Annotated in this window: 13 protein-coding genes; 11 read left to right on the top strand and 2 right to left on the bottom strand. The window is 48.7% G+C overall.

Annotated features, from left to right (window positions below; all coding sequences use genetic code 11):
* Window positions 1-10 precede the first annotated feature (10 nt).
* From BLS69_RS27355 to BLS69_RS27410, 11 genes are all read left to right on the top strand, one after another.
* Window positions 11-1,063, top strand: a complete 1,053-nt coding sequence (locus tag BLS69_RS27355; RefSeq protein WP_091038301.1) for a YqcI/YcgG family protein — start codon at window positions 11-13, stop codon at window positions 1,061-1,063.
* On the top strand, window positions 1,060-2,328 hold the full coding sequence (locus tag BLS69_RS27360) for an ATP-grasp domain-containing protein (RefSeq protein WP_091038303.1): 1,269 nt from the start codon (window positions 1,060-1,062) through the stop codon (window positions 2,326-2,328). Before BLS69_RS27355 ends, BLS69_RS27360 begins: the two co-directional genes overlap by 4 nt.
* Window positions 2,325-3,557 carry an MFS transporter gene (locus BLS69_RS27365; protein ID WP_091038305.1) on the top strand — a complete coding sequence of 411 codons (1,233 nt, stop codon included), beginning with the start codon at window positions 2,325-2,327 and terminating at the stop codon, window positions 3,555-3,557. Before BLS69_RS27360 ends, BLS69_RS27365 begins: the two co-directional genes overlap by 4 nt.
* A 339-nt stretch (window positions 3,558-3,896) precedes the next feature.
* Window positions 3,897-4,463 (top strand): TetR/AcrR family transcriptional regulator, encoded by a 567-nt coding sequence (locus BLS69_RS27370; RefSeq protein ID WP_091038378.1) that lies wholly within the window; start codon window positions 3,897-3,899, stop codon window positions 4,461-4,463.
* A gap of 60 nt (window positions 4,464-4,523) precedes the next feature.
* The gene (locus BLS69_RS27375) at window positions 4,524-6,515 is read left to right on the top strand and encodes an alpha/beta fold hydrolase (protein ID WP_091038306.1); all 1,992 of its coding nucleotides are present in this window, start codon (window positions 4,524-4,526) and stop codon (window positions 6,513-6,515) included.
* 93 nt (window positions 6,516-6,608) lie between these two features.
* Window positions 6,609-7,556, top strand: coding sequence for an aminopeptidase (locus BLS69_RS27380; protein WP_091038307.1), 948 nt, complete (start codon window positions 6,609-6,611; stop codon window positions 7,554-7,556).
* Between the two features lie 706 nt (window positions 7,557-8,262).
* Complete coding sequence (locus BLS69_RS27385; protein ID WP_176873076.1) at window positions 8,263-8,694, top strand: chemotaxis protein CheW; 432 nt, start codon at window positions 8,263-8,265, stop codon at window positions 8,692-8,694.
* A 227-nt stretch (window positions 8,695-8,921) separates the two neighbouring features.
* Window positions 8,922-12,125: a DEAD/DEAH box helicase gene (locus BLS69_RS27390; protein ID WP_091038310.1), complete on the top strand. Its 3,204-nt coding sequence runs from the start codon at window positions 8,922-8,924 to the stop codon at window positions 12,123-12,125.
* 46 nt (window positions 12,126-12,171) lie between these two features.
* Entirely contained in the window at window positions 12,172-12,984 is an 813-nt protein-coding gene (locus tag BLS69_RS27395; protein ID WP_091038311.1) for a hypothetical protein, read from the top strand.
* Between the two features lie 408 nt (window positions 12,985-13,392).
* Entirely contained in the window at window positions 13,393-14,367 is a 975-nt protein-coding gene (locus BLS69_RS27405) for a M15 family metallopeptidase (RefSeq protein ID WP_091038315.1), read from the top strand.
* Window positions 14,368-14,600: 233 nt separating this feature from the next.
* Entirely contained in the window at window positions 14,601-15,002 is a 402-nt protein-coding gene (locus BLS69_RS27410; protein ID WP_091038316.1) for a RidA family protein, read from the top strand.
* 363 nt (window positions 15,003-15,365) lie between these two features.
* Here the strand turns inward: BLS69_RS27410 and BLS69_RS32345 are convergent, their stop codons facing one another.
* Together BLS69_RS32345 and BLS69_RS27415 are read right to left on the bottom strand one after the other, a co-directional pair.
* Window positions 15,366-15,572 (bottom strand): hypothetical protein, encoded by a 207-nt coding sequence (locus tag BLS69_RS32345; protein WP_176873079.1) that lies wholly within the window; start codon window positions 15,570-15,572, stop codon window positions 15,366-15,368.
* A gap of 138 nt (window positions 15,573-15,710) precedes the next feature.
* On the bottom strand, window positions 15,711-16,775 hold the full coding sequence (locus BLS69_RS27415; protein WP_091038318.1) for a copper amine oxidase N-terminal domain-containing protein: 1,065 nt from the start codon (window positions 16,773-16,775) through the stop codon (window positions 15,711-15,713).
* Window positions 16,776-16,896: the final 121 nt, after the last annotated feature.

The raw sequence follows: 16,896 nt of genomic DNA on the forward strand, positions 1-16,896 counted from the left end.
GGGCTTTGGGTTGTTGCTAGATAACGCTGATGTGAAGAGATTGGATAGTCATGATTGGAGAAAGCAGGAATTTGAGCATTTTGAAAAGGATATGACCAGTGACAGCCCTCGGTTTCCCTGCATTTTCGGTTCCATGGGATTCAACCGCAATGAGTTGCGATTCTCCTTTTTGGATGATGTAGAAGACCATTCCATAGAAGAGCTTGCAAAGGCATTGAGAGAATATGTGGAACAGGCAAGGAGCTTCGGAAACTACACCTCCATGGTTACATTTTTTAATATTAATAAGGATCTATCCATCCATGAATATCAGCATACGTTTTGGTCCATCCTGACCCGGCTGCACACCATCGACTTGAAAGAATGGCCAGAATTCATACCGAATGAAGAGAATGATCCTTTGTGGGAATTTTGCTTTCATGGGGAACCCATTTTTGTCGTTTGTAATACACCAGCACATGAGGTGAGAAGGAGCAGACATGCCAATACATACATGATTACCTTTCAACCACGATGGGTCTTTGAATCGATTGGCTTGGGAACACCAAAAGGAGATAAATCCAAGGATTTGGTGCGAAGCTTGCTTCGGCAATACGATGCCATTGATCCATTCCCGCATCTAGGGATCTATGGGAATCCGAATAATCGAGAGTGGCTGCAATATTTTATTCCAGATACCAATGAAGTTTCTGCTACAGCGCAATGCCCATTTCATCATATGAGGAGGAATAGTATGAGTTCAGTTCAATATATTAAAGGGTCTGACATAACACTTGAAGAAGCTGTAATGCAGTTGCTGCCTGTAACCGGTTCGGTAGAGGTTCAAAGAGATACACCATTCAGGGAGCACAAATCCCACACCCATCCTACAGACGAGACACTTCTGATTATCAATGGAGATATTACCTTCTTCACAGAAGAAGGAGAACTGCATTGCACGCCAGGTGACCGCATTTTGCTTCCGGCTAATACGGTGCACTCCTCCAAAGCCGGGGAGAAGGGAACGTTGTATATTATCGCTTTGGAGTTTGTGGAGCAGCCGAAAGAAGAGGTTCTGGCATGACTCGTTCCTCCGTTGGTTTGCTCATGAGAAAAGGCTTATCCCTGCACGGGGATCATATTGAAGCTCTGGGAAGAATTTTCGAAGAGGTCCATTTATGGACCTCTGTTTCTGGATTTGAACAAGATCCTCGCTTTCGTTCTGTTCAGCATATTCCCAAGAATGAGAATGTGGAAGAAATGATCGTGCAGGCGAGACAAATAGGCGTTCCGTTTTTCATTACCTGGCAGGAGACGGATATTGTACTAAATGCGAGATTAAATGAAGGATTGGGAAGACAGGATATTCCTGTCCAAGCGGCCGAAATTGCCAGAGACAAGTCCAGACAGCGTCAGTTCCTGAAGCAAGAGGACGTGGCCTGTCCTGAATTTTATGCCGTAAATACGTTGGATGAGGCTGTTACAGCCGCAGCAAGTGTAGGCTATCCGGTAATTATTAAACCCACACTGGCCGCATCCAGTAGCCATGTTGCGCTCGTTCATTCGCTTGCCGAATTGAAGGAGGCCTTCGATAGCATATCGCAACTTGCCATTTCGCAATCCGGGCTATATTTTGATGAGGAATGTCCTGCAATAGCGCTGATTGAAGAGTTCCTGCCCGGGGAAGAGATTACGCTGGATGGCGTAGTTGTGAATGGACGGTTTTATCTGGGAGGAGTACATAACAAGCTCAGAATGCCAGGTCCGTACTTTGAAGAGGACGAATATACGCTACCTTTTCAGGGAGAATCCAATGTGGAACAAGAACTTTGCGAGATGGCTCAGCAGATATGCACAGGTCTGAAACTTGAAAATGGTCTGTTTAACGTTGAAGCCAGACAAAACGCCAATGATGAGTATAAAGTGGTGGAGTTCAGCTGTCGTATCAGTGGTGGGCATGTCTATCGCAATATACGTGATGTGTATGGGATTGATCTGGTGACCGCTCATGCTTATGGTCTTCAGGGCGAGGAAACGTTGGCTGTCCATTTTGCGAAAAGAACAGCTCCCAAGTGTGCTACCTGTATCAAATTTGTATACCGTGATGGCAAGGTGTTGAATAATGCCAGCGGTGAGGCAGCAGATGATGTCAGGTACCGGGCTTATTATCCAGTGGCTGCCAAAGGTAGAGTGGTCCATTCTGCTCCGAAAGGATTCGATATTACAGGTCTGCTGTCTGTGCGTACCCGATATGAGGGACCTGAGGACATCGAGTCGGTAAAACAAGCCGCAAGATCTCTGGAACAAAAGCTGGATTTGCAAGTTGCTGAGGTGAGACAGCTTCAATGATACAGACTATTTTGTTCATACTATTTCTGTCGATTACCCTATGTGGAGATACGATTCTAAATATTACTCTGATCTGGTCTGTACTGGAGCAGGGCGGATCTATTACTCATCTGAGTATTATTATTACGATCATGAGTTTGGTACCTATTTTATTGCAAAAATATAGCTTTTTTCTCAAAACTGCGCTTAAAGAACGACCCTTGCTGATTTTCAGCTTGGCACGCATCCTGGGTATTGTGTTTCTGCTTGTGTTTTTAATTCAATTTGCGGGCAACACCAATGTGTATGGCTTATATCTGATTGGTGGCGTATTCTCCGTGATTCTGTTTTTGACCAATCAGAGCCTGGAAATCTACATGTCCCAGATGGTGCTGGATGGGAAAATCAAATCACACAAGGCCTCGCATGACTTGCAGACTGCGATTCAGATTGGTGCATTTGGAGGAAGTGCCGTAAGTGGAGTTTTACTCAGTATAGGCGGGTTGCCAATGATCTCAACGGTACTGATGGTGACACTGGCTGTCGGTATGATGGCTCCATGGCTCATTCCGATTCTGTCTCGATCCGGTCAGGCTGAGCAGAACATACAGAAAGAAAAAACGGAGGCTCCGCAGATTACATACTCCGACGCCGTGCGAAAAAAAGTACTGAACATGACCATATTGGCGGTAGTTGTATTAACCGTGCAATTGGGAGCAATTAATTTTATCGTACCGATTTTGTTCCACGATATCTTCAATTGGGACTCATCCCGTTACGGGGCCATCGGAGCAGCGATGGGGCTAGGTGCCTTTCTTGCAACGCTGATTCGTAAGTGGGAACACCGAATTCCAATGTATCTATTTATACTGATCGGCGTGATCGATATCATCATTGGCACGGTACAGGTGTTTGCGGTGTCGTTAATCTGTGGATTCATGCTTGGGTTTGTGTTTAACCGGACTCGTATTATGCAAAGGTCTGTCATGTTTGATAACTTACGCAGCCGCGAAGAGACCATGAAGTGGTCGGGGAGATCAACGTTCGCCACTCAATTTACAAGATCAGTTGTCCCATTGGTACTGGCACTTCCGTTGTCCCTGATGGGGCAGGAGAATACAGGCGTGCTGTTAGGAACACTCGGTGTTACGGTGACGATAATCCTGTTTGTCGCCATCCGATTGGAGAACAGATTGCCGCTTCAAGGTACCGAACCGATTATTGCTGGGGACAGTAAACCTTCGGTTTGAAGCAGGGAAACAAAAGTAACAGTTGGAAAATGAATTGTACGAAGGGTCAGCCGGGTGCGTTCTGGTTGGCCTTTTTTTGTTTTATTCACTGGAATACATGTGGATAACCCAAAAAGTAGTTTAATGATCTCATGACGTATTTAACACAGAGTTAATACTATATGTGGATATCCTGTGTGTATAACACTCTAAATGTGGACAAGTATGGAGTAGTTGGAGTAAGAGATCATCTTTTGTTAACAGAAAAACTTGTTTTTATTTAACTAGTACTATATAGTTCTAAATATGACAAATCAAAAAATGAACACGGGACCTGCCAAATCCAAGAGTTCCAATCCGGTGAACCGGACCAAGGCAGTTGAAGTGGCGGCACAATTATTTCTGCGTCAGGGGTACAGCTACGTCAGCATGGATGAAGTCGTGCGAGTGAGTGGGGTATCGAAGTCAAATATTTATTATCATTTTAAAAACAAGGAGGAACTGCTCCAGGCCGTGGTACAATACTGGATTGCCCAGTATGAGTCGGAGCTGTATCTGCTGCTCAGTCAGCGTGAGCGAGGAGTGGAGGAGCGTATCTACTCATTTATGGCATTGCTGTCGGCAGGTATTGAGGGCCGAAATTACGAAGGGAGCTGTCCTTTTGTTACGTTATATATGCAGACACCAGACAGTGCACCCCAAGTGAAGGAAAGCATATCCAGATTCTTTCGTGAGCTTAGACCTATGGTGGAGAAGTTGTTTCAGCAAGGTTTGGATCGTGGTGAATTTCGCCAGGGAATCGAACCGGGACCGGCTGCGTTGTTGTTTATTGCAGCATTGGAAGGTTCACTGATCCTAGCGGGAACTGCCCGTGATGTTGGGATTATAGAACAATCGGCACGTACGTTTTGTCAGATGCTTCGTTAATCGAAGCTCTTTTTTTGAATATAACTAGTACTATATAGTACTAAAAGGAGCCGTAACAGAATGATTGTACATACTAACCGTGTATCCAATGAAGTAAACACAGCAGCAAATTCAACAAACATGAATCAGGTAATAAGAAAATCTGATATTGCAGCCACGACCATTTTTATGACAGGAAGCACAGGTTTTATCGGCAAAGAAACGGTCAAACAACTCACGCAGGGAGGCGTAAAATTGCTCTTGCTGGTTCGTTCGGAACAGCGAGCCAGAACTGTGCTGAAGGCTTATGGAGTGAAGGATTTCGACCGAATTACTTTTATTACAGGTGATTTGTCCATGTCGGGTCTTGGCCTTACCCCAGCGGATCGGGAGCGTGCTCTTGAAGCAAATGTGATCATTCATGCGGGAGGAACGATGGACGTCACTTTGGAACGAAAAGTAGCTGAGCAGATATTTATGAACGGGGCCAGAGAAGTCGCACAGCTAGCACAGGAAATCCATCGTACTCATGGATTGAGACACTTTATCCACGTTGTTGGTTATATGAGTCCTTATGGAGAGCGAAATGAACAGGGGAATTATCTACAGGTTGAGCATGTGGATAACAATGAAAGTGCATATGAAGAGATGAAGTTCCATGCCGATCTGCACATTCGCGAGCATGCAGAACAGCATCACTATCCCTTATCCGTTATAAATCCGAGTACAGTGGTTGGACCACGTCCCACAGGTGAAACCGAGCAAACGGGTGGGATTGGACTGCTCATTCAGGCGATTCAGAAAGGACTTATGCCGGTAGTGCCGGGAGGTTCATCCTATTGGTTACCGCTTGTGGAGAATGACATTGTTGCACAGACGCTTGTTTTTCTATCCAGGGAAGCTGCTCCAGTTGGAGGAACTTATCCACTGTTGGCGCGGAAGGAAGACAGTCCCAATATGAAGGAACTGCTGCAACTCTTGGCGCAGCAATTGGACGTACCCAAGCCCAAAGGGGCTGTGCCACTACCATGGATTCAATGGATCATGAAATCAGGTGGTACACGTATCAGTGGTGTTCCAGCGGAGTCGGTTGCTTTTATTACTAACAGGTCATTCCCGGTTGAAGAGACGGAGGCTCTGTTCACACGTATGGGGCAATCCTGGCCGGACATCCGGGAACAGCTTCCGCTGGTTACAGCCGATCTGGATTATCGTCTTCGTTATACGCCGTTACCTGAGGGTTTTCCGACAGATTATACCCGGTCACGGAGCGGAGATATGGCTATGCTTGGTTGGGAGGGTAAGGGAGAGCCTTGGATTATTGTACATGGTCTGCTTCAATCTGCGGATGAGATGTTACCGTTAGGAAAACAGCTTAGGGACCGGACCGGGAACCCGGTATGGTTAATCGATCTCGCTGGATTCGGACGGTCCCCGGTGCATCAGGGGGATGAAGCGTTTGAAGGTCAGGTGGATGCACTGCTTACGGTTCTTGGTGAGTTTGAAGGTCCGGTGAAGCTGGTGGGCCATTCAATAGGGGCTGCTATTGCAGCTGCGGCACAGATGCGTAGCGGGCGGACAGACATTCGGTTAGGTTTGCTTCAGCCAGTTGCCAACAATTCGAATCCGAATGTGCTAAGATGGCTTTCCCATTTGCCAAGAGGGGTGATGCGCTCCCTGCTGCGTGGACGATCGGAGAAAAGTTGGAATCAAATGTTCAGTTCACATAGCGGTGTAGGCGACAGCAGTGTTATGGCCCATACCATGGGCAAGAGAATACGTTCCAGTCTCCAATCCCCTCGCATTGCAGGAGCACATGCAGACTTGTTGCGCTGGATTCACTCGGGTCAGAGGAAAGGCGCCAGATCAACGTTGTGGGCGAAAATGGAAAGTCAGCATTATGCCAAGAATGCATTAGTTGTATGGGCCAATCAAGATCGGGAATATCACTATCCCCAGGATATGAACTCACAGGTCAAACGGATAGATGTACCCTATGGACATTACTTTCCGACGTTTCAGTATAAGGAAACAGCTGCAATTCTCGCCGAATGGGCCGATACCTTAAGGTGAGTTCAGGTTTGGACATGCAGGAATCCCGTGCCAATTGTCGAAAGGGTCAAGTCGACTTGTGAGAGCTGAACCAAAGACAGGAGAGATGAATGTATGAGCAAGCAACGTGTGGAAATCAGTAAAAATGTGCTAACGGAATGTCTCGGACTGCGCAGCGGAGAGAATCTGGTAGTTGTCGCAGACGATATGAAACGGGATCTGGCTGAATCCATCTATGAGGCAGGCAAAGCACTTGGTGCAGAGTCGGTCCTGTTAATTATGGAGGAACGCAGCAGATCTGGAGAAGAGCCACCTGCGCCGATTGCAGAGGCCATGATTCGAGCAGATGTAGCTGTGTGTGTAACGCGATATTCATTAACACATACCCAGGCACGCAAAAAAGCCGCTGCTTCAGGGACCAGAGTGGCAACCATGCCTGGTATGACAGAGGATATGTTTGTGAACGGAGCCATTACAGCTGAATATTCGCAAGTAAAGGCGTTGACAGAGAAGGTAACGGCTCTATTAACCGCAGGTCGCCATGTGCGAATAGAGAAGCAGGGCCATAGTCTTTCCTTTTCCATTGAAGATCGTGACGGTGTACCAAGCACAGGTATGTATTTGAACCCTGGTGAATCGGGCAACTTGCCGTCAGGAGAAGCCTATATTGCTCCCGTTGAGGGCAAGGGCGAGGGCAGTATTGTTGTAGATGGTTCCGTTGCTGGAATTGGGGCACTCCGTGAACCGATGTTATTGACCGTTAGTGAAGGACGGTTGGTGTCAGCTGAAGGACCAGATGGGGCTCAATTACTGGAAACGCTTGGTGAGGGCGACGGTCGTTTTCTCGGCGAATTCGGTATTGGTACCAATAACAAGGCACGAATCACGGGTGTAGTGCTGGAAGATGAGAAGGTGTATGGCACAATTCATGTAGCCTTTGGCAGCAATAACACATTCGGTGGAACAATTGCTGCGGGTGTTCATATTGATGCGGTTGTGCAAAAGCCTGATGTGTATATCGACGATAAGCTGATCATGCGTCAGGGTGAATTGGTCGAATAACTACAGTGAAGGAAATTGGGCATGTCCACAACGTGTCCACAGTAAGGGATAACTGAAGCGGAAATTCGGATTTTACGTCAGATTTACAAACAAATACACAACATGTCCACATTAAATTAATGAATATCCACATGAAACGCCAAAGATATCCACAACATGTGTGCAATATGTGCACAACTTATCCACAAATCAGGTATAACTCGTGTTTTCATCCGATAAAACAGTCGTTTTGGAGTAATAAAACAAGTTATCCACAGGAATATCGCTTTTTTGTTCCAAGTATTTGAAAACATAGAAACAGATCCATAATATATGGGGATAAAAAAAGACCAAAAATCGGCATAAAGCTGATCTTTGGTCTTTTTTTTGAATATAATTTTTCAATCCAATGTCAGGTTACTTACGCTCAATACTAAAACGACTAACTTCCACCACCCTCCATAATAGGGCAAATGAGCAGAGCGGAGACAGCAACCGTAATGCAACGTCTGTTGAAGTTGGCAAAATTGCTCTGAAGCCTAAACATTTGATCAAAAATAACCGATACACCAAAGTAACATCTAATGGGACGAAAGTACCTGTGGTGACTTGGTGAATGCGAACCACAAGCAGGTCACTTAGCCAAAATAAAGTGCTCTTCTTATGGTTTTGTTTTTATATTTTATAATGATCTGATTATACGGAATGAGAGGATATGGGGATAACTATGGACGAGGGAATGCAATATATTAATTTTTCGGTAGGAGACCAGATCTTTGCACTACGAATTGATGAAGTTCATGAGATCATCAGGATGGTGCAGGTAACAACAGTCCCATTTGGAAGCCCGGAGATCCGAGGTTTTGCTTCGTTGTATGGTAAGGTCGTTTCGGTTGTGAGTCTTCGTGTATTGTTAGGCATGCCAGACCAGGAGGATACCTCTTCTACACGTATTATTGTGGTGCCTTACAAAGGTGGATTTGTACCTTTGATCGTAGATATGGTCGATTCTGTCGTAAGTTACGATCGTTTCGAGGAACCAGCTGAGGAACACCGCCGTTTCATGCTTGGCGTTTTTGACAAAATCGGGTTCTGTGCAGATCACCGTGCAGGCATTTTGAACCTGGATGTATTACTGGGCAGCTTGATCAGATCATAGTAGTATAACGGTCCGTAATTCTTTCAATATTCAGTACAATCCTTCGGTTTACCCAAATGTTCCTCATCCGCTTTTCGGGAGAAGGGACATTTTTTTGTGCCGCTAGGGCGTTTTCAGACACGCCCTAACCATCGAAATAACCACTTTTTATGGGCAAAGGTTTTTAAATCCGGTCATTTTCGTATATGATGGAGAGTAACAATGCGAAGGGATGACGGGAGACTTTAATGATGCAATCGCTGTATGGAGTATGGCTTGGTGACGTATTTTTTTGTTTTTCCGGTGAAACATCGGAACCGCGTGTGGATGCATGGAGCCACGTGGTAAGAAGGTTGAATTTTGGCGACGGGGGTCGTCTGTTTCAGCCTGCCGCTCTGCGTCTTGCGGAGCTGCGCTGGCCGAATCCGCTGAGGAACAAGGCTGAAGCCAAGAACACGAAGCGGCGTCAGCTGCTGGGGCGCACATTGGAAGGATTGGCAGTCTCGCCTAAGGATGCCTTCAGGTTGCTGCTGCAATGGGATGACCGTTTGTTAAATGCAGCCGGAATTCAGGTTGGAGAAGAGATGCGTTACTGGATCAAAGCAGCGCAGTTCACACAGGAGCTGCTGTTGCGGGGAGCAATTGCTCCATCGGCTGAATTCGCAGCAAAGACCGGAGCACGGCGACGGACCGGGCAAGAGACATTAACAGGTGTATGGCGGCCACGCTTGCAGCAGGAGGAGGACATCGAACGCTTCCGCGATCTTGCAGAAGCGATGCCTCCAATTGGATTGGCTGCTCCTGGAGCTTATGCTTCATTGGAACCAGAAACGCGTGAAGAAGCAGGGGCTGCGGTATTATTTTCATTCATGAGTGGCATGATTCATGCTGTAGTGACAAGTGAACTGGAGGGCATGGACAGTGAACTGTCCCGTTATCGCACCCCATATCGACGCGGATCTTCGCCAGTAGCCGAACTCTGGTGGAACAGTCTGATCTCAATGTTCCGTCCTGTGACGGTGCAAGGGCCGACGGACGATATGACAGCGTTTATTCATACGCTGCAAGAAGTTGGTGGAACGTCAATGCCAATCGTGGGAGCAGAAGAGATGGCGCCTGCTGAAGGCCAATTAAAGCTGGTGCTCCGCTTGGAGCCTCCACTGGGCGAACATGAAACGATCTGGGGAATAAGCTTTTGGGTGGACAGTGAGCAGGAACCAAGCCTGAGGTTGCCTGCACGGACCATCTGGGCACATCCGGAGCGAGATCTGGACCGAGGTAAGGTGTTATATACCTCGGCGGCAGAGCAATTATTGATGGCACTCGGGCAAGCAGCAGAACTGGCACCTGAACTGGAGACGGCGCTGCTTACCGCCCGTCCGGAGGAAATTAAGCTGGAGCAGCAGGGTTTCTTCGAATTTCTCACGCATGCAGTTCCACGTTTGCAGAAGGCCGGGATAACCGTTCTCATGCCTTCTAGGTGGAGTCGTGCCGGGAAACGTCGTGCGGGACTACGTTTGCAGATGTTGAATCGGGGAACAGAGCGGTTGCCTGGAGCCACATCGGCACTGGGCATGGAACAATTGGTTGCTTTCAAGGCGGAGCCTATGCTGGATGGTAAACCGGTCACGGCGGAGGAACTGGCAGCGCTCGCTGAATCCACGGTCCCGTATGTTATGTTCCGCGGTGAATGGATTGAAGTGGATACAAAAGAGATTCGCCAAGTCCTGCGTTATATGAAAAAAGAAGAAGAACAATACATGCCTCTCTCCGAATGGCTGCATCTGGCAGCGGATGAAGGGGAGGATTCCGCATGGAAGGGTCTTTCCGTCTTTGGTGCCGAATCTGATGGGATGCTTGCTTTCCTGCTCGATGGACAGGTGCTTCGCAGCATTGAGCCTCGTCAGGTTCCGGCAGAATTGCATGGTGAACTAAGACCTTATCAGGAACGAGGCTACCAATGGTTATCCGCCATGCGCGAGTTGGGCTTTGGCGTATGTCTCGCGGACGATATGGGACTTGGGAAGACGATTCAGGTAATTACCTGTCTGCTGGACCGCAAACACGAGGAACGCCAGGCGGCTGAAGAGGAAGCCCGCGAGAATGAGCTGCTGAATGGATCAGATGATTCTTTCCCGGCGGATCAGCACACGAATGAGCAGCCTGTTCATCTGCCTGCACTTATTGTGTGCCCTACCTCGCTGCTTGGAAACTGGCAGCGTGAGCTGAAGCGGTTTGCCCCGGATCTGTCGCTATATATTCATCATGGCGGCCAACGGTTGCACGGGAATGATTTTCAGGCAGAAGCGCAGACGCATGACATTGTACTGACGACCTATCATCTGGCAGGCAGAGATGGCCCGGATCTGGCTTCATTGCACTGGTCCACCATTGTGCTGGATGAGGCACAATATATTAAGAACTACCGTACCAAACAAGCGCAAAGCGTCATGCGCTTGTCTACACTTCATCGTATTGCGATGACGGGAACGCCTGTAGAGAACCGGCTGAGCGAACTTTGGTCGATTTTCCAGTTTCTCAATCCGGGGTACCTGGGCACAGCTTCATCGTTCCGCCAGCGGTATACGGGACTGGGGCCATCCGAAGAAAATGCAGCATCCTTGCGTGAGCTTCATCGACTGGTATCTCCATTCATGCTGCGCAGGCTGAAAAGTGATCCGGATATTCGCAAGGATCTGCCAGAGAAGCTTGAACTGAAATCCTATTGTTCTCTTACGCCGGAGCAGACGGTGTTGTACCAGCGTGTGGTGGATGATCTGATGGGTGGTCTGGACGGCAGAAATGGCATTGCCCGGAAGGGGATTGTTCTGTCCTCCCTGACCAAGCTCAAGCAGATCTGTGATCATCCGGTGCTGGCGGACAGTAATCGGAAAGACCACGGTAAGGCAGAGGCATCCGGTAAGATGGAACGATTGCTTGAGCTGCTGGACGCCATCCGTGATAACGGGGAATCGGCCCTGATCTTCACGCAGTATGTCGCTATGGGAGATCTGCTGGTATCGAGGTTGAAACAGCGATATGAGGAAGAACCTTATTTCCTGCATGGTGGTGTGTCGAAGGCGCAAAGAGATGATATGGTGGAGACTTTCCAAAAAGGAGAGGGGCCGTCCATGTTTGTTCTATCTCTTCGTGCCGGAGGTGTGGGTCTGAATCTGACACGGGCGAGTCATGTCGTTCACTATGATCGGTGGTGGAATCCTGCGGTTGAGAATCAGGCGACGGACCGTGTATTCCGAATTGGACAGAATCGCAACGTGCAGGTGCATAAGTTGATCTGTCAGGGAACACTGGAAGAACGGATTGATGAGCTGATCGAAAGCAAGAAGGCACTCTCCGAGCAGGTCGTCGGTTCAGGTGAGAACTGGCTGACAGAGATGTCGGATGATGAGCTGCGTGGTCTAATCTCACTTCAGGGTGAGACGTGGCTGTGACCTTGAACTTTCAGAGGAATATAGATGTTGAGAAAGGGGGATTATTGTGAGCGAAAAATGGAAGATCGAGCTGCATATGTCCCCCGGTGGATGGACAGCAGAAGTCAATACAGCAGCGGAAGCGGACCAGGAAGTTTCCGTTTCCGCTTCCGCTGCTGAGGGCAAGACCGGATCGGCCGCAGGCATGTTCACGGTCACGGGAACGCCGGCGCGACTGAGCGAAGCCCAGCGCGAGGCTGTACTGGCTCAGCTGCGCAAACGCCCGCTGACGCTGTACGCCCTGCTGCGCGGCGGCCCGGCGCCCGAGGAACTTGCCGGGCTGCTGCCGGCTGCGCAAGCGCCCGATGGCTCGCCAGGCGCAGCAACGGCCAGCGCGGCCGTGGCGTGCACCTGCGGCCGCACTGGCTGCGCGCATGCCGCGGCCGCTGAGCGCGCCGTAGCCGCGCGCCTCGCGGCCGAGCCGCTGTTGCAGCTGGCGCACGCCGGCCTGCCGCGCGAAGCGCTGCTCGCCGGCGTGCTGGGGGCATGGGCGGAGGAACTCGCCCATGATCCCAGCGGCCCCGGCCGCGCAGCGGAAACGGCTGGCCGCCCGCAAGTGCGGGGCGGCGAAGGCGGCGCGGCCGTCGGCGAGTGGATCGCCGAGGCTGCCGCGGACGGCGCCATGCACCAGCCGGGGCCGGGCTTTGGCGCCGTTGAGGTGCGCCTCGCGCAGCCAGGCAAGCCGCCGGCGTTGCCGGAGCTGACGGCGCTGCTGCCGGGCGTGCCGGCCACCGCAGGGCTGGATTTGATCCGCGAGCGTGTAGCCGCGCGGATGTGGCAGGCTGTCCAGAAGAAGACGGACAGCCCGGCAACCAAATGATGCACCCATCAGAGCGGGGGAGATCTCAGATCACCCCTGCTTGTTTTTATTGCAGCATGTTGCATTATTCGATTTAATTCATTTCCCGGTACAAGATGAATTTTGTCTTTATCCAACAATGCCAATGCTCATTAGTAAAGTGCATCTCGGTATAATCGCTTTTTTGCATATTGGATATATGAAGGCATATTCCCACTTCACTTCTATTTGTGTACAGCACGGGGATGTTGCTCTAAAAGTCCAAAAAACGATCATACAGGCTGTACAGCCTGCATATGTTCATTCGGATCTCTTCTAAAGGACGTCTTTACCGGTGGAGCTTCGCTCCCAATTAAGGTATACTGTCGCAGGGAACACTGCACGCAGAGGACTATATAACATTTATATTATTGCGATAGGAGTTTTTACATGAAATCAACTACAGGAAGACAGCGCCGTATGGTGGTTATGCTGTCCTCATTGATGATATGCGGAGCATTGCTTGCCGCGTGCCAGAACGGTTCAGGCACAGAGGAGAGCCAGAATCCGAATGGAACAGGTAACACACAACAGGAGACGGACGGCACAACGGTTCATTTTACGGAGGATAAAGGAACGGATGGCGACAATGCTGGCGGCGATGACACATCATCTTCTGGCAACAGCGGTGAAGGCACGGATAGCGAGTCTGGGAATGCTTCAGCGGGCGAAGGGCAGGGCTCTTCGGACAATGGTAACGGGGCGACAGCGGAAGATCCATTGCTGGAGAAACGCAGTATCAGCGCACTGCAAACGACAATTGATGCAAAATCCGTGGTGACCAATGCCGAGTCTATGACCGTTATTGTGAACAAGCAACGGAGTCTGCCTGACGGTTACGAGCCGGACGATCTGGTAGAGCCGAATGTACCGTTCTCCTTCGACGAACCACACGAGAAGCGGCATATGCGCAAGGAAGCAGCGGAGGCACTGGAGAAGTTGTTTGCAGGTGCAAAAGCGGATGGCATTGAGCTTCGTGCGGTGTCCGGTTATCGTTCATATCAGCGTCAGGTATCCATCTATAACAATAATGTCAAAACCAAAGGTCAAGAATACACAGATCGCGTGAGCTCTGTGCCGGGCCGAAGCGAACATCAGACGGGTCTTGCCATTGATGTATCCAGCCCGAGTGTGGGCAATGTGTTGGAAGAGGTATTTGGCACATCGAAGGAAGGCCAGTGGTTGGCTGAACACGCTGCAGAATACGGATATGTCATCCGTTATCTGCAAGGTGAAGAAGATACCACAGGTTACGTCTATGAGCCTTGGCATATCCGGTACATCGGTACAGATTTGGCACCGGATGTGGCGAAGAGTGGGTTAACTCTGGAAGAATACTTCGATGAGGCTAATATCAAGTTGTAATTTGGATGTTTCATCCTTAAAGAAAAGATACTAATACTAATTCTCATAAATCCCCGAATGAACCGTCCTTGATCTAACCAATGGGTAGTCATTCAGGGGATTTTTTCTGTGCAAAAATGTTAATGGAGTTAAGATAGAATTAGACCTCATTCCATTGTTTTGGATGATGATAGACTGATATAATTCATGTTTAATCCGAAGAGACAAATACAACCAAAGCGAGGGACGAGAGAATGAGCAGACAGCAGGTATTTACGGGCTCCCCATGGGAACCATTGGTGGGATATTGCCGTGCCATCCGTGTAGGGAACCGAATTGAAGTGGCGGGTACAACCGCGATGCAAGATGGTGTAGTTGTTGGGGCGGGTGATCCGTATGCACAGACAAGGTTCGTTTTGCAGACGATCGAGAATGCACTGAAAGAACTGGGGGCTGACATGTCGCATGTGGTGAGAACCCGGATGTTTGTGACCGATATCTCCAGATGGGAGGAAGTTGGCAAGGCGCACGGTGAATTTTTTGGACAGATCCAGCCTGTAGCCACCATGGTTGAAGTTAGTGCACTCATTGATCCCTTGTTGATGGTTGAGATTGAAGTGGAAGCGATTGTTGAAGATGAAGTCCAAGCCGATTGATTCTGACCGTTATCCGGAAGATATCTAAGGAACACAGGACGTCTTATTTGGCCATCAGGTCCTCTTTCTAAAATGTAAGGAACATCAGACACGTTATTTCCCGAATTCCTCTGATAAAAATGCTGTAAACAGCTATTTATTCAAACATAGCGTGCCTGAGATTCCTTAGATTTCTGCGGGTGCTTCAAATCCTTGAATAAGACGCCTCAGATTCGTTAGCGTTAACTCCGCTTGCTCTTACATTCAGTATGCAACGTATTTCGTATGCAGCGCACATCGCACGTGTCTGCTCCGGACAAGTTTCAGGTACGCTTCGCTTTGAGCAAGTTTGAAGACACGATCTAAAAAACTAAAAACTAAAAACTAAAAACCAAAAACCAAAAACCAAAAACCAAAAACCAAAAACCAAAAACCAAAAACCAAAAACCAAAAACCAAAAACCAAAAACCAAAAACCAACAAACCAAAAAATAACCTTACCCGTGCTTGTCAGAAGACAAGCGGGTAAGGTTATTTTGAATTGACTTCGCCGCCTGGCCGCACGGCTGAGCTCTTGATGCGCCAAACTCATTACACCGCGCGCCAGGAGCTACATGCGGATGGCTGGTCATTATGATGCTACACACTCATAACCCCGTGCTAAGCGATGCACACGGTCGTCTGCAACAACATATAACATGTGTTTCAGCCAGACGTTTTTCTAACCGTATTATTTCGCTTCCAGCTCTGCTGCAGGTGTTTCAACAAACACTTTCCAAGCTGTTCCGATCGGAGGCAGGCTGCGTGTCAACACAGGGCTGTAGAACCCAATGACTTTAGCGCCTTTGGTCAGTTCTTCGGCTTTCACCGTTTCACCTTCGTGGTTCACGATCATCGTGTCTTTAGCAATGTTCAGCACGACATGGTCAGGAGCTGTTTCTGTTAAGCGTGTACCTGTAATCTCAATCTGTGAGATGCTGCCTTCAGCTGTTGTTACATTTTCAATCGTACCCGCTGTCCCCAGAACGTCTTTCAATTGTGATTCCGCAGCGTCATCCAGTACAGTGACTTTGTAAGTCGGCGTTTGTGGTGGCAGACTGCGGGTGGTAATCAGGGAATGTTCAGCTTCCACGTTCATGCCAATGGCCAGATCAGTCAGTGCAATCTCTTTCCCTTCAACTGAGATGAATTTCGTCTCATCGCTCAGATTGAGCACAATACCATCCGTACCTGCACCGCCAATCTGGATGGACTTATATTTATCTTGGTTCGAGATTCTGGTAATTACACCACGTTCAGTAACCGTCTTCACGTCCTCTTCACTGGTGATCGTCACCTGATTTCCTGTTGTGTTCACTTGTCCATGCAGTGCTTTTTCTGCAAAAGAAACCGGTACATACAATTTGCCGCCTGTGATTTCGGGCGCTGTACCCAGCGTGAGCAGCATTTTATTTACGGAATATTGATCCTTGCCTGTGATTACCTGTGTCCAGAGAGCACCACGAGTCAGCTCTGCAGTTTTAGTTTCTTTATTCCATTCCAGTTCAATACCCAGTGCGTCGGTAAGATCACGCAGCGGGATCATGGCTACTTTGCCATCTTTGTTCCAATAACCATCAGAAATGGTTGCACCATTCACGGATACGTTTACTACACTCACTGCGTTACTATCTGCTGAAACGGATGTTTGATGGACTGGTTGTGTGTTGTCCAGTGTTGCTGCATAAGCGGCTCCACCACCCAATGCCATGGATAGGGCCATCAGTGCACTTACTTTTTTCATGTTGTTGTTCATCAATATTCATCCCTTCTAATCTGTGTACTGACGCGGTAAAATCTTCCTTAGGGCCGCGCTTCAAGTTAATAGACGGGACAAATCGTCTAAGTGTTGCAGTTGAAATGCAATGAATGTAAGC

Origin of the sequence: Paenibacillus sp. CF095, assembly GCF_900101225.1 — a bacterium.
Classification (GTDB): Bacteria; Bacillota; Bacilli; order Paenibacillales; family Paenibacillaceae; genus Paenibacillus.

Bases quoted from the DNA above. Each gene is read 5' to 3' on its own strand.
- BLS69_RS27375 (WP_091038306.1), top strand. From the start codon at position 4,524: ATGATTGTACATACTAACCGTGTATCCAATGAAGTAAACACAGCAGCA.
- BLS69_RS27365 (WP_091038305.1), top strand. From the start codon at position 2,325: ATGATACAGACTATTTTGTTCATACTATTTCTGTCGATTACCCTATGT.
- BLS69_RS27380 (WP_091038307.1), top strand. From the start codon at position 6,609: ATGAGCAAGCAACGTGTGGAAATCAGTAAAAATGTGCTAACGGAATGT.
- BLS69_RS27385 (WP_176873076.1), top strand. From the start codon at position 8,263: ATGGACGAGGGAATGCAATATATTAATTTTTCGGTAGGAGACCAGATC.
- BLS69_RS32345 (WP_176873079.1), bottom strand. From the start codon at position 15,572: ATGAGTTTGGCGCATCAAGAGCTCAGCCGTGCGGCCAGGCGGCGAAGT.
- BLS69_RS27405 (WP_091038315.1), top strand. From the start codon at position 13,393: ATGAAATCAACTACAGGAAGACAGCGCCGTATGGTGGTTATGCTGTCC.
- BLS69_RS27410 (WP_091038316.1), top strand. From the start codon at position 14,601: ATGAGCAGACAGCAGGTATTTACGGGCTCCCCATGGGAACCATTGGTG.
- BLS69_RS27415 (WP_091038318.1), bottom strand. From the start codon at position 16,775: ATGAACAACAACATGAAAAAAGTAAGTGCACTGATGGCCCTATCCATG.
- BLS69_RS27360 (WP_091038303.1), top strand. From the start codon at position 1,060: ATGACTCGTTCCTCCGTTGGTTTGCTCATGAGAAAAGGCTTATCCCTG.
- BLS69_RS27390 (WP_091038310.1), top strand. From the start codon at position 8,922: ATGATGCAATCGCTGTATGGAGTATGGCTTGGTGACGTATTTTTTTGT.